We start from the raw sequence: 18,468 nt of genomic DNA, 5'->3' as shown, positions 1-18,468 counted from the left end.
TTCGCTCTTTAAATTTTAGCTAACAAACTTCGTCCATTTTGTAGAATCATCTTTACTCGACGCGATAACCGTATCAATGAACGCTAGTCCACGAACACCATCGGCAGCTTTTGGGAAGTCATAAATTGGGTCGGGTTCGCGGCCTTCGATGTGCGCCTTCACGGCATAGGCGAAATTGCGGTATAGATTAGCAAAAGCCTCAAAGAAACCTTCGGGGTGACCCGCTGGCAAACGCCAATGAGCCGACGCCGACGCCGACAGGCTGCCCACGTTCGGGCGAATGATCCGTTGCCCTTCCTGCGTTTTGTATTTCAGTGTATTCGGTTCCATCTGGTGCCACTCCAGCCCACCAAGTTCGCCCCACACGTAGATTTTAAGGGAGTTCTCTTCACCATTGGCCACCTGACTTGCGTGTAGAACTCCTTTGGCCCCACCTTCGAAACGTAGCAATACGTTGCCATCGTCGTCAAGTTGGCGACCGGGCACAAAGGCGGTTAGGTCGGCACAGAGTTCACTGATTTGCAGCCCTGTCACGTATTCAGCCAGATTTTCGGCGTGGGTACCAATATCGCCCATACAACCGGCAGCACCCGATCGGGCCGGATCGGTGCGCCAGATAGCTTGTTTGTAGTCGTTATGCTCTTCATCTTTCGACAGCCAGCCCTGTGGATACTCAACGACTACTTTCCGGATTTTTCCCAGTTTACCGTTTTTAACCATATCGCGGGCTTCTTTCACCATCGGATAGCCCGTGTAGTTATGCGTCAGCCCGAATACTAAGCCTGATGCGTCAACGATTTTCGCCAATTCTTTTGCTTCTTCCAGATTCAATGTCATGGGCTTGTCGCACATCACGTGAAAGCCATTTTCGAGCGCCATTTTAGCGGGCGGGAAGTGCATATGATTAGGCGTTACGATGGACAAAAAATCCATGCGTTCGCCTTCAGGGAGTGCCTTCTCCCGCTCAATCATTTCCTGATACGACGTATAAACACGGTCTTCGGGCAGGTAAAGTGCATGACCCGTTGCCTTCGATTTGTCGGGCGATGAACTGAAGCAACCCGCTACGAGTTCAATTTCGCCATCGAACCCGGCGGCCCGGCGGTGGACAGCCCCAATGAAGGCATCGAGACCTCCGCCAACCATACCCATTCGCAATTTTCTGTGCATCTTTATGATAAGTTGAGAGTAAACAAGTTAGAAAAGAGGCTCACGATGGTTGGTTACTGTATTCGATTTACCATTTTGGCGAGGATACGCTAATACCCTGGTTAATAGGATACTACTAAACCTGGCCAACACAAACCGTTTATCAGCAATAAAGAACCGTAAAAGCCTTCATTTTTGCGGCCGAAAATTAGCTGTTTTCTCTTATTTTTCGGGAAATTTGCATAAAAACAAGCAGAGAACGGGGAGTTTCCTCAGGTTCCTGTCTTTTAGTTAACTAACGTACGAATACTCACTAAATCCCCTCTTGTAGAAAATGGACTTAACCGTCAATCGTTCGCGACTATTTCTTGCCAGTTGCTTTTCGCTTATTACAACTGCAATGGCTTTTGCCATCCGGGCTGGCGTTTTGACCCAATTAGGTCAAGAGTTTAAACTAAACGCCGAGCAACTTGGCTTCGTCAACCAAATGGCTTTCCTAGGCTTTCCGGTAGCGATGATTATTGGTGGTCCGATCTACAACATTATCGGTCCCAAACGTATCATGTGGGTAGCCTTCGTGACACACATACTTGGTTTAGTCATGACCATTTTCGCGGGTGGCTTCTGGACACTGCTGCTTTCAACCTTTTTCGTTGGTTTTGGAAACGGTACTGTCGAAGCGGCCTGTAACCCTATGATTGCCGATATGTATGAGGGCCGCAAAAAAACCGAGATGCTCAACCGGTTCCACATGTGGTTTCCAGGCGGTATCGTTATCGGTAGTTTGCTATCGAAGTTCATGACTGATTCCGGGCTAGGCTGGCAACTTCAAATTGGCGCTATTTTGATACCTGCGGTCATTTATGCTTTTCTGATTCTGGGACAACAGTTTCCGGCTAGTGTAGCCGAAGGCGGTGCATCGACGGGTAAAAACATTAGTGCAATGCTTTCTCCGCTCTATCTGTTTATGCTGGCCTGCATGGCACTGACAGCCATTTCGGAGTTCGGACCTGAACAGTGGATTGAGCCGATCATGAAAAATGCAGGCGCTAACCCAATGGTTATTCTGGCGCTTGTAACGGGTCTGATGGCTGTGGGTCGATACTTTGCAGGAACATTTATTCACCGACTGAATCCAACGATTGTATTATGGGGATCGGCCGTTTTCGCTGCCATTGGTATTTATTCAATGAGCCAGGCCAGTGGCGGAATGATCTATATATCGGCAGTTATTTTCGCTATTGGCGTCTGCTATTTTTGGCCAACTATGCTGGGCTTTGTCGCTGAAAACATTCCGAAAGCCGGTGCATTTGGCCTGTCGATTATGGGCGGCATGGGAATGTTTGCTTCGTCGATTTTTCAACCCATTATTGGGGGCTGGCTGGATAAAGAACGTACCGTGATGGCGGGGCGCGGCTTAACTGGCCCTGCTGCCGATCTGGCTGCTGGTCAGGCAACTCTCGGTTATATGGTCACCTTCCCCTTAATTCTGATTGTTGCGTTTGGTATTCTGTTCTTTGTTATGCGCAAGCGTAACCCGGGACATATCGACGAAACGGTTTCACTTGAGCAACCCCAGCTATAGATATTTTAACTCCACGGATTAATAGTAAAAATACTCAATAAACAGTTTAAGTATTTTCACCAGAATCAAAGTCCTGAAACTGAACGGTTTCAGGACTTTTTTTATGCATTTTGTATTAAAAATCAGTTAATTACGATCTAGCCATTAAACCCTATAGGTATATTTATTGTCAGTCAGCAATAAACCGTTAAATCAACAACATTGTGGGGCTTCTCGATACGTATACGAAACCGCTATCGGCCGATCAGGTTGCCTATTTACTTCGACGGGCAACGTTCGGTCCAACATCCGATCAGCTCAAAACACTGACCGGCCAAACGGCGGCTCAGATCGTTACGAAACTACTCACCGACCAGCCCACGCCCGCTCCGCCCCTCGACCTGGCAACTAGCAAACCCTTTACTGATCAGCCATTCGATTCGGTCAATGCGGGGAAATACAACGTGTATATAAAGCACTGGTGGGCTAACCTTATGCTCAACCAGCCCGTATCGTTACTCGAAAAAATGACCTTGTTCTGGTCAAATCATTTCGTAACCAACGATTCAACCGTCAACGATTATCGGCACATGTACCAGTATAATACGTTGCTCCGAAAACAGGCGCTGGGCAATTTCAAGGCGTTTACCATGGCTATTACACAGAATCCAGCCATGCTGCGGTTTCTGAATGGCAACCAGAACGTCGCGGGTGCACCCAATGAGAATTATGCCCGCGAACTTCAGGAACTGTTTACCATCGGCCGAAATGGCGGCTATACAGAAGCTGACGTACGCGAGGCCGCTAAAGTGCTGACAGGTTGGGTCGACACGGGCTACCGCGATGCCGTCAATGCCCCGATCGGCAGTGCGTTTCGACCAGCTAAACACGACACAAGTGATAAAACTTTTTCTGCAACGTATCAGAACACGGTGATCAAAGGGCGTACGGGTGCCAATGCGGGTCTCGATGAATTGAACGATTTGCTGGATATAATTCTACGTAACGTTGAAACACCCCGCTACATCTGCCGGAAACTTTACCGCTGGTTTGTCAATTCGGACATTTCAGCCGATGTGGAAACAAATTTCATTCAGCCACTCGCCGATCTGTTCCGAAAAGGCAACTTTGAGCTAAAACCGGTATTGACAGCTCTTTTCCAAAGTCAGCATTTCTTCGATGAGGCCATTCGTGGGGCAGTTATTAAATCGCCCACTGATTTAGTTATTGGTACATTCCGGTTCTGGGGATTACAAGCCCCCGATCCTACACAAAATATTACGGCTTATTACCAGATTGGCAATTATATCTACGCCCGAGTTAAAGAGGAGCAGCAGGATTTGCTGAATCCACCGACCGTATTTGGGTGGACGGCTTATTATCAGACAGGGTTTTACCAGCAATGGATCAACTCAACTACGCTGGGCTTGCGTGGCTTTTTCAGCGATTCACTCACAACCAACGCGCTAAAACTCAATGGTAAAGCAGTCATCGACGTACTGTCGTATGTTAAAACGCTGTCCGACCCGACAGATCCGGCCAAACTGGTTAGCGATCTGTCCAGTCAGTTACTGGCGATTGCGCCCACGCAGCAACAAAAAGATTTTTTGACCGACACGATTCTACTCAATTCGCTTCCACGCTACGAATGGGGTGCGGAGTGGAATGCGTACGTGCAGGCCCCAAATGATGCAGCCAAGAAACAGGCTGTCCAATTGAAATTGACCGCTTTCCTGCAATACGTTTATCGAATGGCCGAGTATCAGGTAGTTTAAAGAAGTGAAAGAGCGAAAGAATGAAAGAGCGGCTGACGCGTCATTCCCCCGCTCTTTCGCTCACCGAAACGTCGGACCGTCACTCTTTCGCTCTTTAAAACCATGAAACGAAGACATTTTCTCCAGCACGCAGCCTCCTCGCTGTTGCTGCCTGTTCTGATTGATGGCTATGGGGCCAAAGCATTCGCCCGCCCGTCGTCGTTTATCCAGTCGCTGATCAGCCTGGCTGATCAAAACGACCGGGTGCTGGTCATTATTCAGTTGCAGGGCGGCAATGATGGACTGAACATGGTAATTCCGCTCGACCAGATGAGTGTGTATACGGCGCCGAATTTCCGGGGTAACATCGCTATTCCCGAAGCCAAAGCGCTGAAGTTAAAAAACTATGCCGGCACAGGGCTACACCCAGCCATGACGGGCATGCAGCAGCTCTTCAACGATGGTAAATTGAGTATCGCACAGGGTGTTTCGTATCCAACACCCAACTTCTCGCACTTCCGGGCGAGCGATATCTGGATGACGGCTGTGGACTCCAGCCAAACATCCACCTCAGGCTGGGCAGGCCGTTACCTCGATAAACGATTCCCTGGCTTTCCGGCCAGCTACCCAACTACGGCCATGCCTGATCCACCGGCCATTCAGATTGGCTACGTTACGGCCACAACGCTGCTCAGCCCGACCGACTCGATGGCCATTGTGCTTCAGGACCCCGATACGTTCGCCCGCCTGGTTGGCGATAAGCCTAAAGATCCTGTATCCTCTGTTCCAGGCTATGCCGGTCAGCAGATCGATTATATTCGTCAGCAACAGGCGAGTTCGGTTAGTTATGCCGGACAGATTAAAATAGCGGCTGGCAAGGGAAAGAATCTGGCTACGTATCCCACGTCGAATGCACTCGCGGACCAGCTTAAAATCATTGCCCGACTCATCAGTGGCGGTTTGCAGACCAAGGTTTACTACGTCACGCTGGGCGGTTTCGACAGTCATGCCGGGCAGGTTGTTGCAACCGACACCACAACAGGGACCCACGCCAACTTACTCAGAACCCTGTCTGACGCGGTTTTAGCCTTTCAAAATGACCTGACTCAGCTTAAGGTTGATGATCGGGTAGTGGGTATGACGTTCTCGGAATTTGGGCGACGGGCTATCTCGAACAGTAGTTACGGCACTGATCACGGTACGTCGGCCCCGATGTTTGTTTTTGGCACAGCTGTCAAGTCGCCCATGGTGGGTAAGAATCCGAATCTAAGCGATCTGGATAACAATAACCTGAAGATGCAAACCGACTTCCGGCAGGTATATGCGGCCATCCTGACCGACTGGTTTGGCACCGATGCCAGTACTGAAACGACAACGCTGTTTAAGGATTTCCCGGCCGCACCCATATTTCGGCAGATTATTACGGCGGTGGAACCCTTGGCCTCCGACGCCCGGCTGTATCCAAATCCAGCCTCAACCGAGGTTATCCTGGAGTCCGACCTATTGACTCAAGGCGTAAAATCCATGCAGATCACCGACATGCAGGGGCGGTTTATGTCGGTGGGCACATCACGACCCACGTCTAAATCGATTCAATTCAACGTAAACGGTCTACCAACCGGGAGTTACGTAGTAAGCGTCGAAACAACGCAGGGATTACTCACGAAGCGAATGGTGGTGTCCCGATAAGCATCTGCCACGTTGTTTCCAGGCTTGAAGAGAGCATAGGGCGGTTAAGAGCGGCTTAATTGCCAAACCGCTCCTTCATGATACGGTCAATTTCTACGACCGAATGCACTCTCGTAGGATTGGAAGCCTTTTGTAATTGTACGTGCGGAGCATCTATCAAACTCGTCCAGAAGAGACCGGCGTCGAGCCCTAACTTTTTGGCTTCGTCGGCATAGACCATGAAGCCATTCTGCCCATGTACGACGGTCGTTAAATCCCAGACAGCCCTTCCGCTTACAACCCAGAAACAGTCGAGCGCTTCGCCCCACTGGTGCCACGAAAATCCGGGAAGCGCATTCGTTACTGGCTCGCCGTGCTGTGGACCCACACTGTCCAAACAATGCGCCAGAAAGGGAGCGCCGTTTGTTTTTAACTCGTTTATCTTTTTCTGAATCACCTCTTTCGTCCTGGATTGTCGCCAGTAGACTGCTTGCTGAAAAGGCGTTCGTAATCCTTCATTAGGTCTCATTTCGATTCCCCTTTTCCTACAGTTCTGAAGTAGTGTCGTGACTCTCTCGTGAAATTCGGGAATTAACAGATTTAAGTCGGCAGCCATTACAATAAAGGTTTAGAAAGTGCCGACAAAGATTTCGATCAATAGTGATTTCTACAATGGGAAAATACCCGTTTCTTTCCAGTAGACTTACGTTTTTTCAATTTTGAGCAGCGATTTAAAATTGCCTTTTTCGGGCAGCCGAGCTTTATGTCTTTGGCTGCGCTGGTGAGCCAATCAATAGCCATTCGATGGCTCACGGTTAGGAACCATCGCCTTTTCTGGTAAACATGCGTACCTGCTAAAGACGGGTTAAACTTTTCCGATAACAACGAGTCTTACAAATAAAACTTACTCATTCTGAAATCATGCGAATTTTCCTGTTCGGCTTGTTGCTTCTGGTTACCGGCTGTCGTCGCCCATCAACCCAATTTGCGGCTATGATGACGCCCACCAACCAGCTACAAATTGCGGACTATACGAATAACCTGAAAGCGGGTGACGACGTCGTAGCGGTGGGCAATGATCCATCGTGGTCGCTGACAATCAATTCATCAAAAGGAACGATGCATTTCAAAGCCTTGAATGGTGATAGCCTCAACACGACTGCACCCGAGCGGCAAAACGACTCCGACGGCACGTTCCGCTACAGCGCCCCCGTGGAAAGCGGCCGCATCAATATCCTGTTTCGGCCCGATAGCTGTGTCAATAAATTATCCGGTCAACGGTATGATTACCGGGTTGAAGTCGATTACAAAGGCAAGAACTATGTCGGTTGTGGCGTTTCACTACGTCAACTCGCCCTGTTACAGGACATCTGGGTGCTGACCAGCTTACAGGATCAACCGATCACGGCCACCCGCAACAAAAATGAGTTACCACGGCTGGAAATTTCACTGACCGAGAATCGTGTAACCGGCACGACCGGTTGTAATCGAATCAGTGGGCAAGTGAAAGCGGATACCCGACAGATTCTTTTTGGTCCATTAGCAACAACCCGGATGGCCTGCTCTGCCGAAGTGAATGCATTTGAAAGAAGGCTCCTTACTGAACTTAGCGTAGCGCTAACATATCAGGTCGCCGAAGGCCGATTAACCTTGCTACGTAGTGGTAAGCCGATAATGTCCTTCAGGAAAGTAGATTAAGCGATTTTAACCCTTAGTTTAAGCGAATGACTACACGGTAGCATTCGCTTTTTCGTTACTTTTGTTTCTCAGGAAAAGCCAATCGAATCGCAAAATAGTTAACCCTTCTACTGGCCCCAGATCTCAACCCAAATAATCTGCATAAATCTCCAATCCTATGAAAAACTTAAGGCTTCACTCCCGCGCATTGTTGCTGGCGGGCGTGCTGGCAACTTCTGCGTCTGCCATAAGCGTGCCCGGCTGGGCTCAGACGACAGCCAAACGTACTACAGCAACCAAGCCTGCTGCCGTTTCGGCTGAAAATCCGACCGCCCTCAATCGAGTGCTGGTATTTTCAAGAACGAAAGGATATCGCCATGCCTCGATTCCCGTTGGCAAGCTGGCGATTATGAAACTTGGTCAGGAAAATGGGTTTGGTGTCGACACGACCGAAGACGCCACCAAGATCAACGAAGCTAACCTCAAAAAATACAGCGCCGTAATTTGGCTCAGCACCACCGGCGACGTATTGGACGACACGCAACAAGCTGCTTTTGAGCGCTATATTCAGGCGGGGGGCGGCTACGTGGGGATTCACGCAGCGGCCGATACCGAATATGACTGGCCGTGGTATAATCAGTTGGCGGGTGCCTGGTTCCTGAACCACCCCAAACAGCAGAATGCCGAGATTGAAATAATCGACAAAAATCACCCGTCTACCAAAATGCTACCCGATCGCTGGAAGCGTTGGGATGAGTGGTATAGCTACAAGAACATCGGAACGGACCTCAAAGTACTGGGCAAGCTCGATGAGAAAACCTACGAAGGCGGCAAAAACGGCGACAATCACCCATTCATCTGGCACCATGATTTCGATGGTGGTAAGGCATTTTACACGGGTGGTGGTCACACGGATGAGTCGTATGCTGATCCATTGTTTTTGCAGCATATCCTAGGCGGTATCAAGTCCGTTATGGCCACTAGCTTAAAGTTTGGCCAGGCTAAAACGAAGCCTTTTCCCGAAGAAAACCGCTTCCAGCAGGAGGTTCTGATTCAGGGCATGGATGAACCAACTGAACTGGCGGTGCTGGACAATGGCAAAGTGTTGTATGCGCAGCGCAAAGGCGAACTAACGGTGTATGATCCGAAGAAAAAATCGAAAAAAGTAGTAGCTAACTTTCCGGTCTTCACCAAGTTCGAGTATGGACTGATGGGCTTGAACATCGACCCGAACTTCAAGCAGAACAAGTATATTTATGCCTACTACTCCCCCATAACGGGAAAAACGGTTGCTGACACGGCTCAACACCTCTCGCGTTTTGTGTATGACGATATCAAGGATACGCTGCTCCTGAGTACCGAAAAAGTCTTACTAACCGTTCCAGTCAAACGCGATGGCTGCTGCCATACAGGCGGCTCAATTGCCTGGGATCGGAAAGGGAACCTGTACCTTTCGACAGGCGATGACACCAATCCGTTCAATTCGGATGGCTTCGCGCCGATCGACGAGCGGCCAGGTCGCCGGGGTTGGGATGCCCGCGCGACGTCGAGCAACACAAACGATCTGCGCGGTAAAATTATCCGGATTCACCCCGAAGCCGACGGTACGTATACCATACCGGAAGGCAACCTGTTTCCAAAGGGCAATCCAAAAGCCCGACCCGAGATTTACGTGATGGGCAATCGGAACCCATACCGGATTTCGGTCGATCAACGTACTGGCTTTCTGTATTGGGGCGAAGTTGGTCCGGATGCTGGTAACAACAGCGAAAAATACGGTCCGCGCGGTCACGATGAAATGAACCAGGCTCGGAAAGCCGGTTATTTTGGCTGGCCGCTGTTCGTTGCCGACAACCGCCCTTACCACCAGCGCACGTTTGCAGACAGCACAACCGGGCCATTGTTCGATCCAATGAAACCGATCAACAACTCACCCAACAACACGGGTCTGACGGAATTGCCTCCGGCTCAGAAAGCCTACATTTATTATCCCTACGCCGATTCGCCGGAGTTCGGTGCCATAGTTGGAAAAGGGGGACGTAACGCAATGGGCGGACCAGTGTATTATTACGACGATTATCCGGAAACGAACGTCAAATTCCCTCGTCATTATGACGGTAAATTCTTTGCCTACGACTGGATTCGGGACTGGATTCACCCGGTAACGATGAAAGAGAATGGTGATTTTGTGAAGATGGAAACGTTTATGCCCAGCACAAAATTCTCGCACATCATCGACATGCAGTTTGCCAATGACGGATCGCTCTATACGATTGAATACGGCCAGAAATGGTTTGGTGCGAACGCCGACGCCCGTTTGGCACGCATTACCTACAATGCCGGCAACCGCAAACCTGTGGCCATTGCTAGTGCCAACAAAACCGTTGGTGCTGCTCCTCTTGCCGTGAAATTTGACTCGAAAGGGTCGATGGATTATGACGGCGATGCGCTTAAATACGAATGGTCATTCGGAAAAGGGATGCCCAAGCAAACGACGGCTAATCCGACGGTTACGTTCACAAAACCCGGCATTTACCCAACTACGCTGACGGTGACTGATGCCGCTGGAAACGTAGCCACGAAAACAATGGAGATTAAAGTCGGTAACGATGAGCCCAAAGTGGAAGTAGCGGTGGCCGGCAACAAAACGTTCTATTTCCCCGAAAAGCCGGTTAAATACGCCGTGAAAGTCGTTGACAAAGAAGATGGTACGTTACAGAAAGGCATAAGCCCGGAGGATGTTACTATGACGATTGACTACCTCGAAGGTTTCGACAAGACGATGCTGGCACAGGGTCACCAGGCCAATACGGGCTTCTCGACGGGCAAGCGCCTGATTGATCTGAGCGACTGCAAAGCTTGTCATACCATTGACCAGAAATCGATTGGACCCGCCTACATCGAAGTAGCCAGAAAATATAAAGGCACTCAGGCTGAGAGTAAATTGGTTCGCAAAGTAATTACGGGCGGGGGTGGTGTTTGGGGCGAACAGGCCATGAGCGCCCACCCGCAACTGAAAGAAAGTGAAGTGACCGACATGGTACGCTATATTCTTTCGCTGGCCGACGATAAAGCGGCCAATCGCAAGCCAATCGCGGGCGACTACGTACCGACTCAGCAGAAAAAAGACGGGTCATACGTACTGACCGCTACGTATACCGACCGGGGCAATGGCTCCATTGGTCCGCTAACTGGCTCAACGTCGCTGGCGCTACGGTCGCCCCTCTTAAAGGCTACTTCGGCTGACGTGAAACAGGATATTTTCGAGTATGATATACCGAAAGTAGGGCTCTCGGCCATTGGTATGAAATCGGGAAGTTATCTGGCTTTCAACGACATCGACCTGACGGGTATTCAAGGCCTTTCGCCAAGCGTATTCGCGACAAGTGACCAGGTTGTTGGCGGTAAACTTGAAGCCCGACTCGATTCGCCAACAGGTACGTTACTGGGCGAATCGGACGTAAAAATGGGGACAACAGGTATGGTCAATATGCCCTTCCGTCAACCTGTTTCAGGCATTCATAAGTTGTATCTCGTCTTCGTAAACCCCGACGCGAAACAGAAACCTCTGTTTTCGGTCGATAAGGTTCAATTCTCTACACAGGGAATGTAAACGAGCTGCTCCAGTTGTAACAAAAAGCCCCGGTCAGTATTAACCGGGGCTTTTTGTTGGTACGGCTTATAACTCAAGGTAAAGTAGCCTACCAGACACACAACCAGGCTCTGCCGGGCAACTGTGAACTTACTATAATTATTTACCGATTCCTCATAAAATCGCCGACTAAGTTAACTTTATTTCTTTATTGCTACGTAGTATAGGCGATTTATATATCAAGACCGACTATAGATAAATACACGGAAGCTATGAGAGAATTTAAACTTTTCTTTTTAGTAATTAGCTTATTCCTTGCCTTCTCGGGTCGGGCGCAAAACCCCATAAACGGAACAGGCAGTCTTACGTCAGGAGGGCGCACCCGTACCTTCTCCTATCATTTACCAACGAGTGCTCCATCAGCCAATTTGCCATTAATGATTGCCTATCACGGAGATGGCGGAACAGGAACCAGTTTTCAGTCGTATGCCGGGCTGGACGCGGTGGCTAATACGCAAAACTTCATCGTAGTTTATCCCAATGCCGTTTCTGTAGGCGTTAGCATTCAATTCAATAAATACGCCGACACAGCTCCCGGATTTGGCTCGGCGGGCGATACGGATGGACCCAATCCTGCTGATCCGAACGCACCCGATGATGTGCTTTTCACGTCGGATCTGATCAATTACTTTACGCAGACGTACCAGATCAATCCGAACCGAGTCTACGTCACGGGGCATTCGGGTGGTGGCTTTATGTGCTATTTTTTGAGCATGGCTTTGCCCAATAAAATCGCGGCATTTGCACCAGTTGCCGCCAGTTTATGGGTTAACAATACGTACTCAAATGCATATTTTACAGCGGCTAACTATAAACCTGTTCCCATTCTGCACATCCACAGTGCAGGTGACCCGACGGTAGAACCGCCAATCAAACCTTATCCCAAAACGCCTGCTTATGCCTGGCCGCTATCGACATTTGCTGGTATGAACTGCAACAATTGGAGTACGTATTCAACAACTGCACTCGCGCCCAATAACCCGAACGTCGATTCATTAACCTTGTGTAGTTCAAACAAAAAGGTAGTGCTTCTGATGACGAAAGATGCCAACCACGGCTGGAGTTCGTTATTCAATGTTCCGCAAACCATCTGGAATTTCGTTAAAAACTACCAGTTGAACATCGTTACTCAACCGGTCGTCACCATCGACAATCACCTGAAAATTGATCAGTTCGGCTACTTGCCAATGGCGAAAAAAATTGCCGTCATCAGTAATCCGCAAACGGGTTATAATGCAAGCGAGACCTTCACGCCATCCAGTACGTATCAGATCCGAAAAACGGCAAACGATGCGGTCGTCTTTCAGGGAGCGCCCGTGGCCTGGAATAGCGGGGCGACGCACACACAGTCGGGGGATAAAGTCTGGTGGTTCGATTTTTCATCGGTACAAGACACCGGAAGCTACTACGTCTATGATGCCGTTCAGCAGAAGCGGTCCTATGACTTTACCATTAGCAATACGGTGTACAACAACGTACTGAAACAGGCTACGCGCGTCTTTTTTTATCAACGGAGCGGTTTTACGAAACAAACGCCCTACGCACAAAGTCCCTGGACCGATGGAGCCGCTTTTCTGGGTGCACAACAGGACACCGACTGCCGACTGGTCACCAATACGTCGGCCACTACGTCCCAAAATCTGCAGGGTGGCTGGTTCGATGCTGGAGATTACAACAAATACGTTCCGTTCACGTACGGCCCGCTAATGGATATGCTGCTGGCATATCAGGAAAATCCGGCGGCCTGGACCGACGACTTTAACATTCCCGAATCAGGCAACGGTGTTCCGGATTTGCTGGACGAGGTGAAATGGGAACTCGACTGGCTGCGACGGATGCAGCAACCCAATGGCTCGTTACTCCACAAAGTGTCGGTAACAGATTTTAGTGCTACGTCGCCACCCAGCGCCGATACGCACCCACGTCGGTATGGAGCCGCCAGCACGGATGCGACCGCTACGGGTGCCGCCGTATTTGCATTGGCCGCCCTTCAGTTCAAATCACTCAGCGATCCGCAAATGCAGGCGTATGGCAATACGTTACAAACAGCGGCCATTAATGCGTTTAACTGGGCAAATAATAACCCAGCGGTGTTGTTCAATAACACAGGTTTTAGTAGCGTGGCAGCAACTTACACCGACAATGACCGTCTGGCCAGACGCATTGCGGCTGCCGCTTTTCTTTACGGCTTAACCGGTGATGCATCGTACCGGACTTTTTTTGATGCGAACTACACCCAAACTCACCTGATACAATGGGAATTTGCGTATCCGTTCGAGGCAACGTATCAGGATGCGCTCCTGTATTATACCCGATTATCAGGGGCTACAATCAGCGTTAAGAATGCCATTTTATCGACCTATACAGCCAGTCTAAAAACCAATAACAGCGATAATTTACCCGCCTATCTGAATCAATCCGACGCTTATCGGGCGTTTCTGAAAGATGATAATTACACCTGGGGAAGCAACGAAACCAAAGCGCATCAGGGAACTATGTTCTTCTCGATGAATACCTATAATCAGGATGCAGCGAATAAAACCAATTATCGGGATGCAGGGATGGGCTTCATTCATTACCTGCACGGTGTGAACCCAACCGCCTATTGTTACCTGACCAACATGAGCGGGTATGGTGGCGAATTTTCGGCTCCGACCATGTATCATTCCTGGTTTGGCGACGGTACGGTTTTCGATACTAACCCACCACCCGGCTACCTGATGGGTGGTGCAAATCCAACCTACATGCCCGATGCCGCTTATACAGGCCCCGTTATTAGCCCACCGCAAAACCAGCCGGTCCAGAAATCGTATAAGGCCTGGAATACCAGTTATCCCGAAAATTCATGGCAACTCAACGAACCAGCCATCTACTCGCAGGGGGCTTATTTACGGTTATTGGCTCAATCCCTGTGCTATACGAACGTAGTGACCAGTATAAAATCGGGCAACTGGAACGACTCGACGACCTGGGCGTGCGGCCGTGTTCCCACGCTCTCCGATCGGGTGGTTATCCGGCCAGCTCATGTCGTTTCAATTGGGGCGGCTGTCAACGCAAAAGCCTTGGAGTTGAACGGGAAAGTGACGTATGTTGATGGAGGAAAATTGACGTTGGGAAATTGAGATCGTTGTCAATACCGAACTCCACCCCAGCCGTAGGGATTCCGGTGCGCCGTTATATTCTCTTCGATCCGTTGCTTGATCAGTGCATCATAGTCGGCATCCGTGATTTTCTTGCCTTTCTGTTTCGGCAATTTCAGATCGTCGGGAGTTAGGGGTCTGAATGTTACATTAGTGGCTTCAATTACGGCGTCGCCATCGTTTATGTCCAGTTCAAGAATTAGTCCTGGCAAACCATTCAACCGTTCTGGACCAGCTGGGACGGGAATATCCTGCGCAAACCAGGCCGTAATCTTTTGCTTTTTTATCGGGTCCTGGGTTTCAGCTCTCATGCAGATATAACCCGCTACCTCTTTAATCTGATTGCCAATTTTCCAGACTGGTGCATGCAGTGAATCATCAACAATGTACGTTTTACCGAGCATTTCGATGATGTCCGTTTTTTTATCTTTCTCAAAATTGCGGTACAGTAGAAATTCTGATTTGCGCCACGAATACCCACCTTCCTCAGGTTCATCGCTGAAATAAGTGTACAGACTTTGGTTCGAATTAAACGCGAGCTTCATCTTAACTCCTTTGTCGTTTTCTTCGTAGTTCTTGAAGGTCTGCGACTCCCGATCTTTTTGTTCCTGGCTCAGAAACGGTAGCCGGTTAATGATCTTAAACCAGTGTTCTTTCCGAACATACGTAACAACGCCGTCGGTTTTCTGAGCCATCGCCATCGGACCGATCAGCAGACACAGGATTACGAGTAATTTCTTCATGGTAGAAAAGTAATTTTAAACAGCGATTTTAGTATTGATCCCGGCGCATTTTAGCCTGCACCCCGCGCATGTTGTACGTAAAACTCAGCAAAAAATAGCGCGCCAGCGACTGAATGCGCTCCGTACTGGTGTAGTTCTGACCAGCGTACTGTGACACGACTACGTTTCGGTTGAGCAAATCGAAAGCCGACAATCGAATTTCCGCTTTTTTAGCCTTTCCTAATATGTGATAAACAGACGAATTTAAAATCGGTATCTGCTGATTGAAATTCAGCTTCTCGTTCACGTAGGAGTTATAATTGAGTGTGGTATTCAGGTAAAAATCACCGGGCAATTTCAGGTTCAGATCCCCCCGGAACGTATTGTTGTAGATGGTCTGATTTTGCGTCGTATTGATCGAATAACGCGTGTTCGTAATATTGACATTGGCGCCACCGTAAAAGGTGATCCAATCTTTAGGTGTCAATTCGAGCCGGGCGCCCACCGCATAGTTCTGATTATTGGTTTCATTCAATATCGTGTTAATGCGCGTCAGGTTATGACCAAAATTCAACTGCGAATTTAGATTGAGGGTAGCTTTTGTTTTCTTGAGCGGAAAGCCAAAATTAAAATACGTCCCCAGGTTTTTACCCCCCGTTATGTTTGCGGGCGTGGTCGTTGTGATAAGCGTCTGCGGATCGACAGTCTGGTTGTATACGATCTGGTTGACGTAGTAAGTGGTGTATACGTTGGCCCAGAAATTGATAAAACTGCCCGGATTGAAATAGCTGAAATAGGCACTTAGGTTATGATTCAGTTGCGGCAGCAAGTTAGGATTACCCTGGGTAATCGCCAGCGGATTGTTGTTGGTTGTAACTGGCTGCAAATCCCGCGACGATGGAATCTGGACACCAACATCATAGCTACCATTCAGGTATTTATTATTTTTCAGATCATAGTTGACCGATACATTCGGAATCAGCGTCGTAAACGTCCGATTGATCGACTGGAGGGGTTGCATTTGGTCGCGGGCAAATTTCCCATCGAGCTGAAACTGCTGCCCGGCCAGCCCCACCGATACATTCAAGCCTTTAAACGAATAGCGTACACTGCTGCCCAGGCGGTTGAAGAGATAATTGTTTTTGTAGTACAAACTCAGCGAGTCAATTTGCCTGCGGCTATCGTCGAGATTCGCCACATCCCGGTCAACTTCATCATAGCGGAGGCTGAAATTGTAGAATGTTTCCCAGAAAAATTTTTTGGCAAACGGCTCTACGTAAAGAAGATTGGCTTTGTACTGGTTACTCAGCGAGTTGGTTGCCTGGTCCTGATTGAGAATCCGAAACATATCATTGACGCTCGTGGCCTGGAAAAATTCATTTCGGGCTTTCAATAGTAAGTCACCGTCATTTTTGTTGATCTGATACGTAGCACTGGCGCCAAAACTTCGACCTTTCTTCTTAAATTTCAATCGATAGAGTAAGGTATTAGCCATCGCGAATTGGTTCACCGAACTATTGTTCTGCGACTGGCTGTAGGTAGTTGGGAGTTCGCTGGCAGCAGCTAAACTTTGAAAAACCCGCTGCGTACTTTGCAGATTATTGGTGCTGATCCCGATCCGGCTGTTGCTGATTACCACCAGGCTTTGCATGGAGTCGAGTTGCTTCTCGTAGCGGAAACTCACACGGTGGTTTGTGTTAAGGTTAGCCTGCCCGCTGGTGTCTGTCTTACGTAAAATAGTTGAACCAGGCAGAAAACTCTTATTCTCCCGGAGCGCATCCAGTTGTAGCCGCGTCTGGTTGAAATAATAGCTGGTACTGAGCTTGGTTTTCTTGGTATCATAATTGTAGTTCAGACCACCCGCTACGTTTTTCGAAAATCCACGACCATTACCTCCACCCACCGGAACCGTCAAGCTCTCGTTATCGTCGCCGAAGTAAAGAAACCGGGAGGATACGCTGAAGCCAAAATCGGCGTTATCGTTCCAGTTAAAGGAATTGCTGCCTCGAAAATCCTGATAATCATTGAAAGACAACCCTTGCTGATTGGTATTATTACCCAGCAACAAGGCAGAGAACTGTTCTTTACTATTGAATTTATTGTAGCTGCCCTTTCCTTCATAACGGGTCGATACGTTGTTGGAAGCCGGGCCAGCCCCAGCCGTTACTTTCCCGAAACCACCTTTCTTGAACTCTTCTTTCAATTCCAGATTAACTGTCTTTTCCTTTTTACCGTCGTCAACACCCGTTAGTTTGGCCTGTTCTGTTTTATCGTTATACACCTGCACTTTGGTAATGGCTTCGGCCTGCAGGTTTTTGGTAGCCAGTTTAGGATCGTCGCCAAAAAAACTTTTGCCATCAACCGTAACCTTCTTCACTTCCTGGCCCTGTGCCCGAATATTTCCGTCCTGATCGACCTGAACACCAGGCAGCTTACGTAGTAAATCCTCAACGGTTGAGCCGGGCGGCACTTTAAATGAACTGGCATTATACTCAATCGTATCGCCCTTAATCGTCAAGGGGGCCTTTGCCGTTCTCACTACAACTTCCATTAATTCCCTGGTTATGGGTTTCATCTTCAACTCACCCAGATCCATAACGGCATCGCCTGATGACTTAATAAACTGGTTGTGAGGAATGAATCCAACAAAAGAGATTTTTAAAATGTAGTTAGCAACTTTAAGATTTTTAAACGTGAAGGTGCCGGTTTCGTTCGTGCGCGTGAAGTTCACCAACGCCGAGTCTTTGGCACTCAGCAACATAACGGTCGATGAAGCCAGGGGTGCGGACGACGTATCAACGGCGCGGCCTTGCAGTGTAAATCGGGTGAGCGCAGGGCTTTGTGCGTAGAGCGCAGCCGAAAGCAGACACAATACGGCCAGCCGGAAAAGGTTTTTCATGGAGCATTAGGAATGAAGTTGAACAGGATGGAAACAAAGCTACACGAACAGATTTTAGTTGGGTACTCCGTTAACGTTTTTTAACTAATTTTATAGTAGTTAATTTCGTAAACGGTCAACCTACTCAAAATGAGCAGTTTTCACCCATAAATGTTGCAAGCTTTATTTTGTAAGAGGAAATACAAAGCAAAATTCCACACGAAGACGGTTACTTTTTTTAGTCGGAAGTTAATGAGGTAAATT

Annotated in this window: 11 protein-coding genes; 6 read left to right on the top strand and 5 right to left on the bottom strand. The window is 48.7% G+C overall.

The genetic code is table 11. The features are described from left to right. Positions 1–15: 15 nt before the first annotated feature. A complete protein-coding gene (locus ACYVEA_RS17290) occupies positions 16–1,152 on the bottom strand; it encodes a Gfo/Idh/MocA family protein (RefSeq protein WP_461115093.1) in 1,137 nt (378 codons plus the stop codon). A 288-nt stretch (positions 1,153–1,440) separates the two neighbouring features. Next, positions 1,441–1,563 (bottom strand): hypothetical protein, encoded by a 123-nt coding sequence (locus ACYVEA_RS17285; RefSeq protein WP_461114681.1) that lies wholly within the window; start codon positions 1,561–1,563, stop codon positions 1,441–1,443. On the opposite strand from ACYVEA_RS17285, the gene ACYVEA_RS17280 reads away from it, so the two are divergent. From ACYVEA_RS17280 to ACYVEA_RS17270, 3 genes are all read left to right on the top strand, one after another. Beyond that, complete coding sequence (locus ACYVEA_RS17280; RefSeq protein ID WP_461115092.1) at positions 1,538–2,734, top strand: MFS transporter; 1,197 nt, start codon at positions 1,538–1,540, stop codon at positions 2,732–2,734. The two genes, ACYVEA_RS17285 and ACYVEA_RS17280, sit on opposite strands and share 26 nt — an antisense overlap. Before the next feature lie 203 nt (positions 2,735–2,937). Then, on the top strand, positions 2,938–4,488 hold the full coding sequence (locus ACYVEA_RS17275) for a DUF1800 domain-containing protein (protein ID WP_461114680.1): 1,551 nt from the start codon (positions 2,938–2,940) through the stop codon (positions 4,486–4,488). Between the two features lie 102 nt (positions 4,489–4,590). Continuing rightward, positions 4,591–6,156, top strand: coding sequence for a DUF1501 domain-containing protein (locus tag ACYVEA_RS17270; RefSeq protein ID WP_461114679.1), 1,566 nt, complete (start codon positions 4,591–4,593; stop codon positions 6,154–6,156). 55 nt (positions 6,157–6,211) lie between these two features. On the opposite strand, the gene ACYVEA_RS17265 is transcribed toward ACYVEA_RS17270, so the two are convergent. Further along, positions 6,212–6,751, bottom strand: coding sequence for a M15 family metallopeptidase (locus ACYVEA_RS17265; protein ID WP_461114678.1), 540 nt, complete (start codon positions 6,749–6,751; stop codon positions 6,212–6,214). Positions 6,752–7,056: 305 nt separating this feature from the next. Between ACYVEA_RS17265 and ACYVEA_RS17260 the strand changes: the two genes are divergently transcribed. The 3 genes from ACYVEA_RS17260 (at position 7,057) to ACYVEA_RS17250 (ending at position 14,586) form a co-directional block, all read left to right on the top strand. Continuing rightward, positions 7,057–7,833 carry an META domain-containing protein gene (locus tag ACYVEA_RS17260; RefSeq protein WP_461114677.1) on the top strand — a complete coding sequence of 259 codons (777 nt, stop codon included), beginning with the start codon at positions 7,057–7,059 and terminating at the stop codon, positions 7,831–7,833. A gap of 157 nt (positions 7,834–7,990) precedes the next feature. Beyond that, complete coding sequence (locus tag ACYVEA_RS17255; protein ID WP_461114676.1) at positions 7,991–11,425, top strand: ThuA domain-containing protein; 3,435 nt, start codon at positions 7,991–7,993, stop codon at positions 11,423–11,425. Between the two features lie 251 nt (positions 11,426–11,676). Beyond that, the gene (locus ACYVEA_RS17250; protein ID WP_461114675.1) at positions 11,677–14,586 is read left to right on the top strand and encodes a glycoside hydrolase family 9 protein; all 2,910 of its coding nucleotides are present in this window, start codon (positions 11,677–11,679) and stop codon (positions 14,584–14,586) included. Between the two features lie 8 nt (positions 14,587–14,594). On the opposite strand, the gene ACYVEA_RS17245 is transcribed toward ACYVEA_RS17250, so the two are convergent. Both ACYVEA_RS17245 and ACYVEA_RS17240 read right to left on the bottom strand, forming a co-directional pair. After that, on the bottom strand, positions 14,595–15,347 hold the full coding sequence (locus tag ACYVEA_RS17245) for a GLPGLI family protein (protein ID WP_461114674.1): 753 nt from the start codon (positions 15,345–15,347) through the stop codon (positions 14,595–14,597). 28 nt (positions 15,348–15,375) lie between these two features. Next, positions 15,376–18,225 (bottom strand): outer membrane beta-barrel protein, encoded by a 2,850-nt coding sequence (locus tag ACYVEA_RS17240; RefSeq protein ID WP_461114673.1) that lies wholly within the window; start codon positions 18,223–18,225, stop codon positions 15,376–15,378. Positions 18,226–18,468 lie beyond the last annotated feature (243 nt).

This window comes from Spirosoma jeollabukense (assembly GCF_054777855.1).
Note: the sequence above shows the minus strand (reverse complement) of the source record. Positions and strands in the feature narration are given on the sequence as shown.

Coding starts and splice junctions, on each gene's coding strand:
- ACYVEA_RS17255 (WP_461114676.1), top strand. CDS start 7,991: ATGAAAAACTTAAGGCTTCACTCCCGCGCATTGTTGCTGGCGGGCGTG.
- ACYVEA_RS17260 (WP_461114677.1), top strand. CDS start 7,057: ATGCGAATTTTCCTGTTCGGCTTGTTGCTTCTGGTTACCGGCTGTCGT.
- ACYVEA_RS17285 (WP_461114681.1), bottom strand. CDS start 1,563: ATGGCAAAAGCCATTGCAGTTGTAATAAGCGAAAAGCAACTGGCAAGA.
- ACYVEA_RS17240 (WP_461114673.1), bottom strand. CDS start 18,225: ATGAAAAACCTTTTCCGGCTGGCCGTATTGTGTCTGCTTTCGGCTGCG.
- ACYVEA_RS17270 (WP_461114679.1), top strand. CDS start 4,591: ATGAAACGAAGACATTTTCTCCAGCACGCAGCCTCCTCGCTGTTGCTG.
- ACYVEA_RS17290 (WP_461115093.1), bottom strand. CDS start 1,152: ATGGGTATGGTTGGCGGAGGTCTCGATGCCTTCATTGGGGCTGTCCAC.
- ACYVEA_RS17250 (WP_461114675.1), top strand. CDS start 11,677: ATGAGAGAATTTAAACTTTTCTTTTTAGTAATTAGCTTATTCCTTGCC.
- ACYVEA_RS17265 (WP_461114678.1), bottom strand. CDS start 6,751: ATGGCTGCCGACTTAAATCTGTTAATTCCCGAATTTCACGAGAGAGTC.
- ACYVEA_RS17245 (WP_461114674.1), bottom strand. CDS start 15,347: ATGAAGAAATTACTCGTAATCCTGTGTCTGCTGATCGGTCCGATGGCG.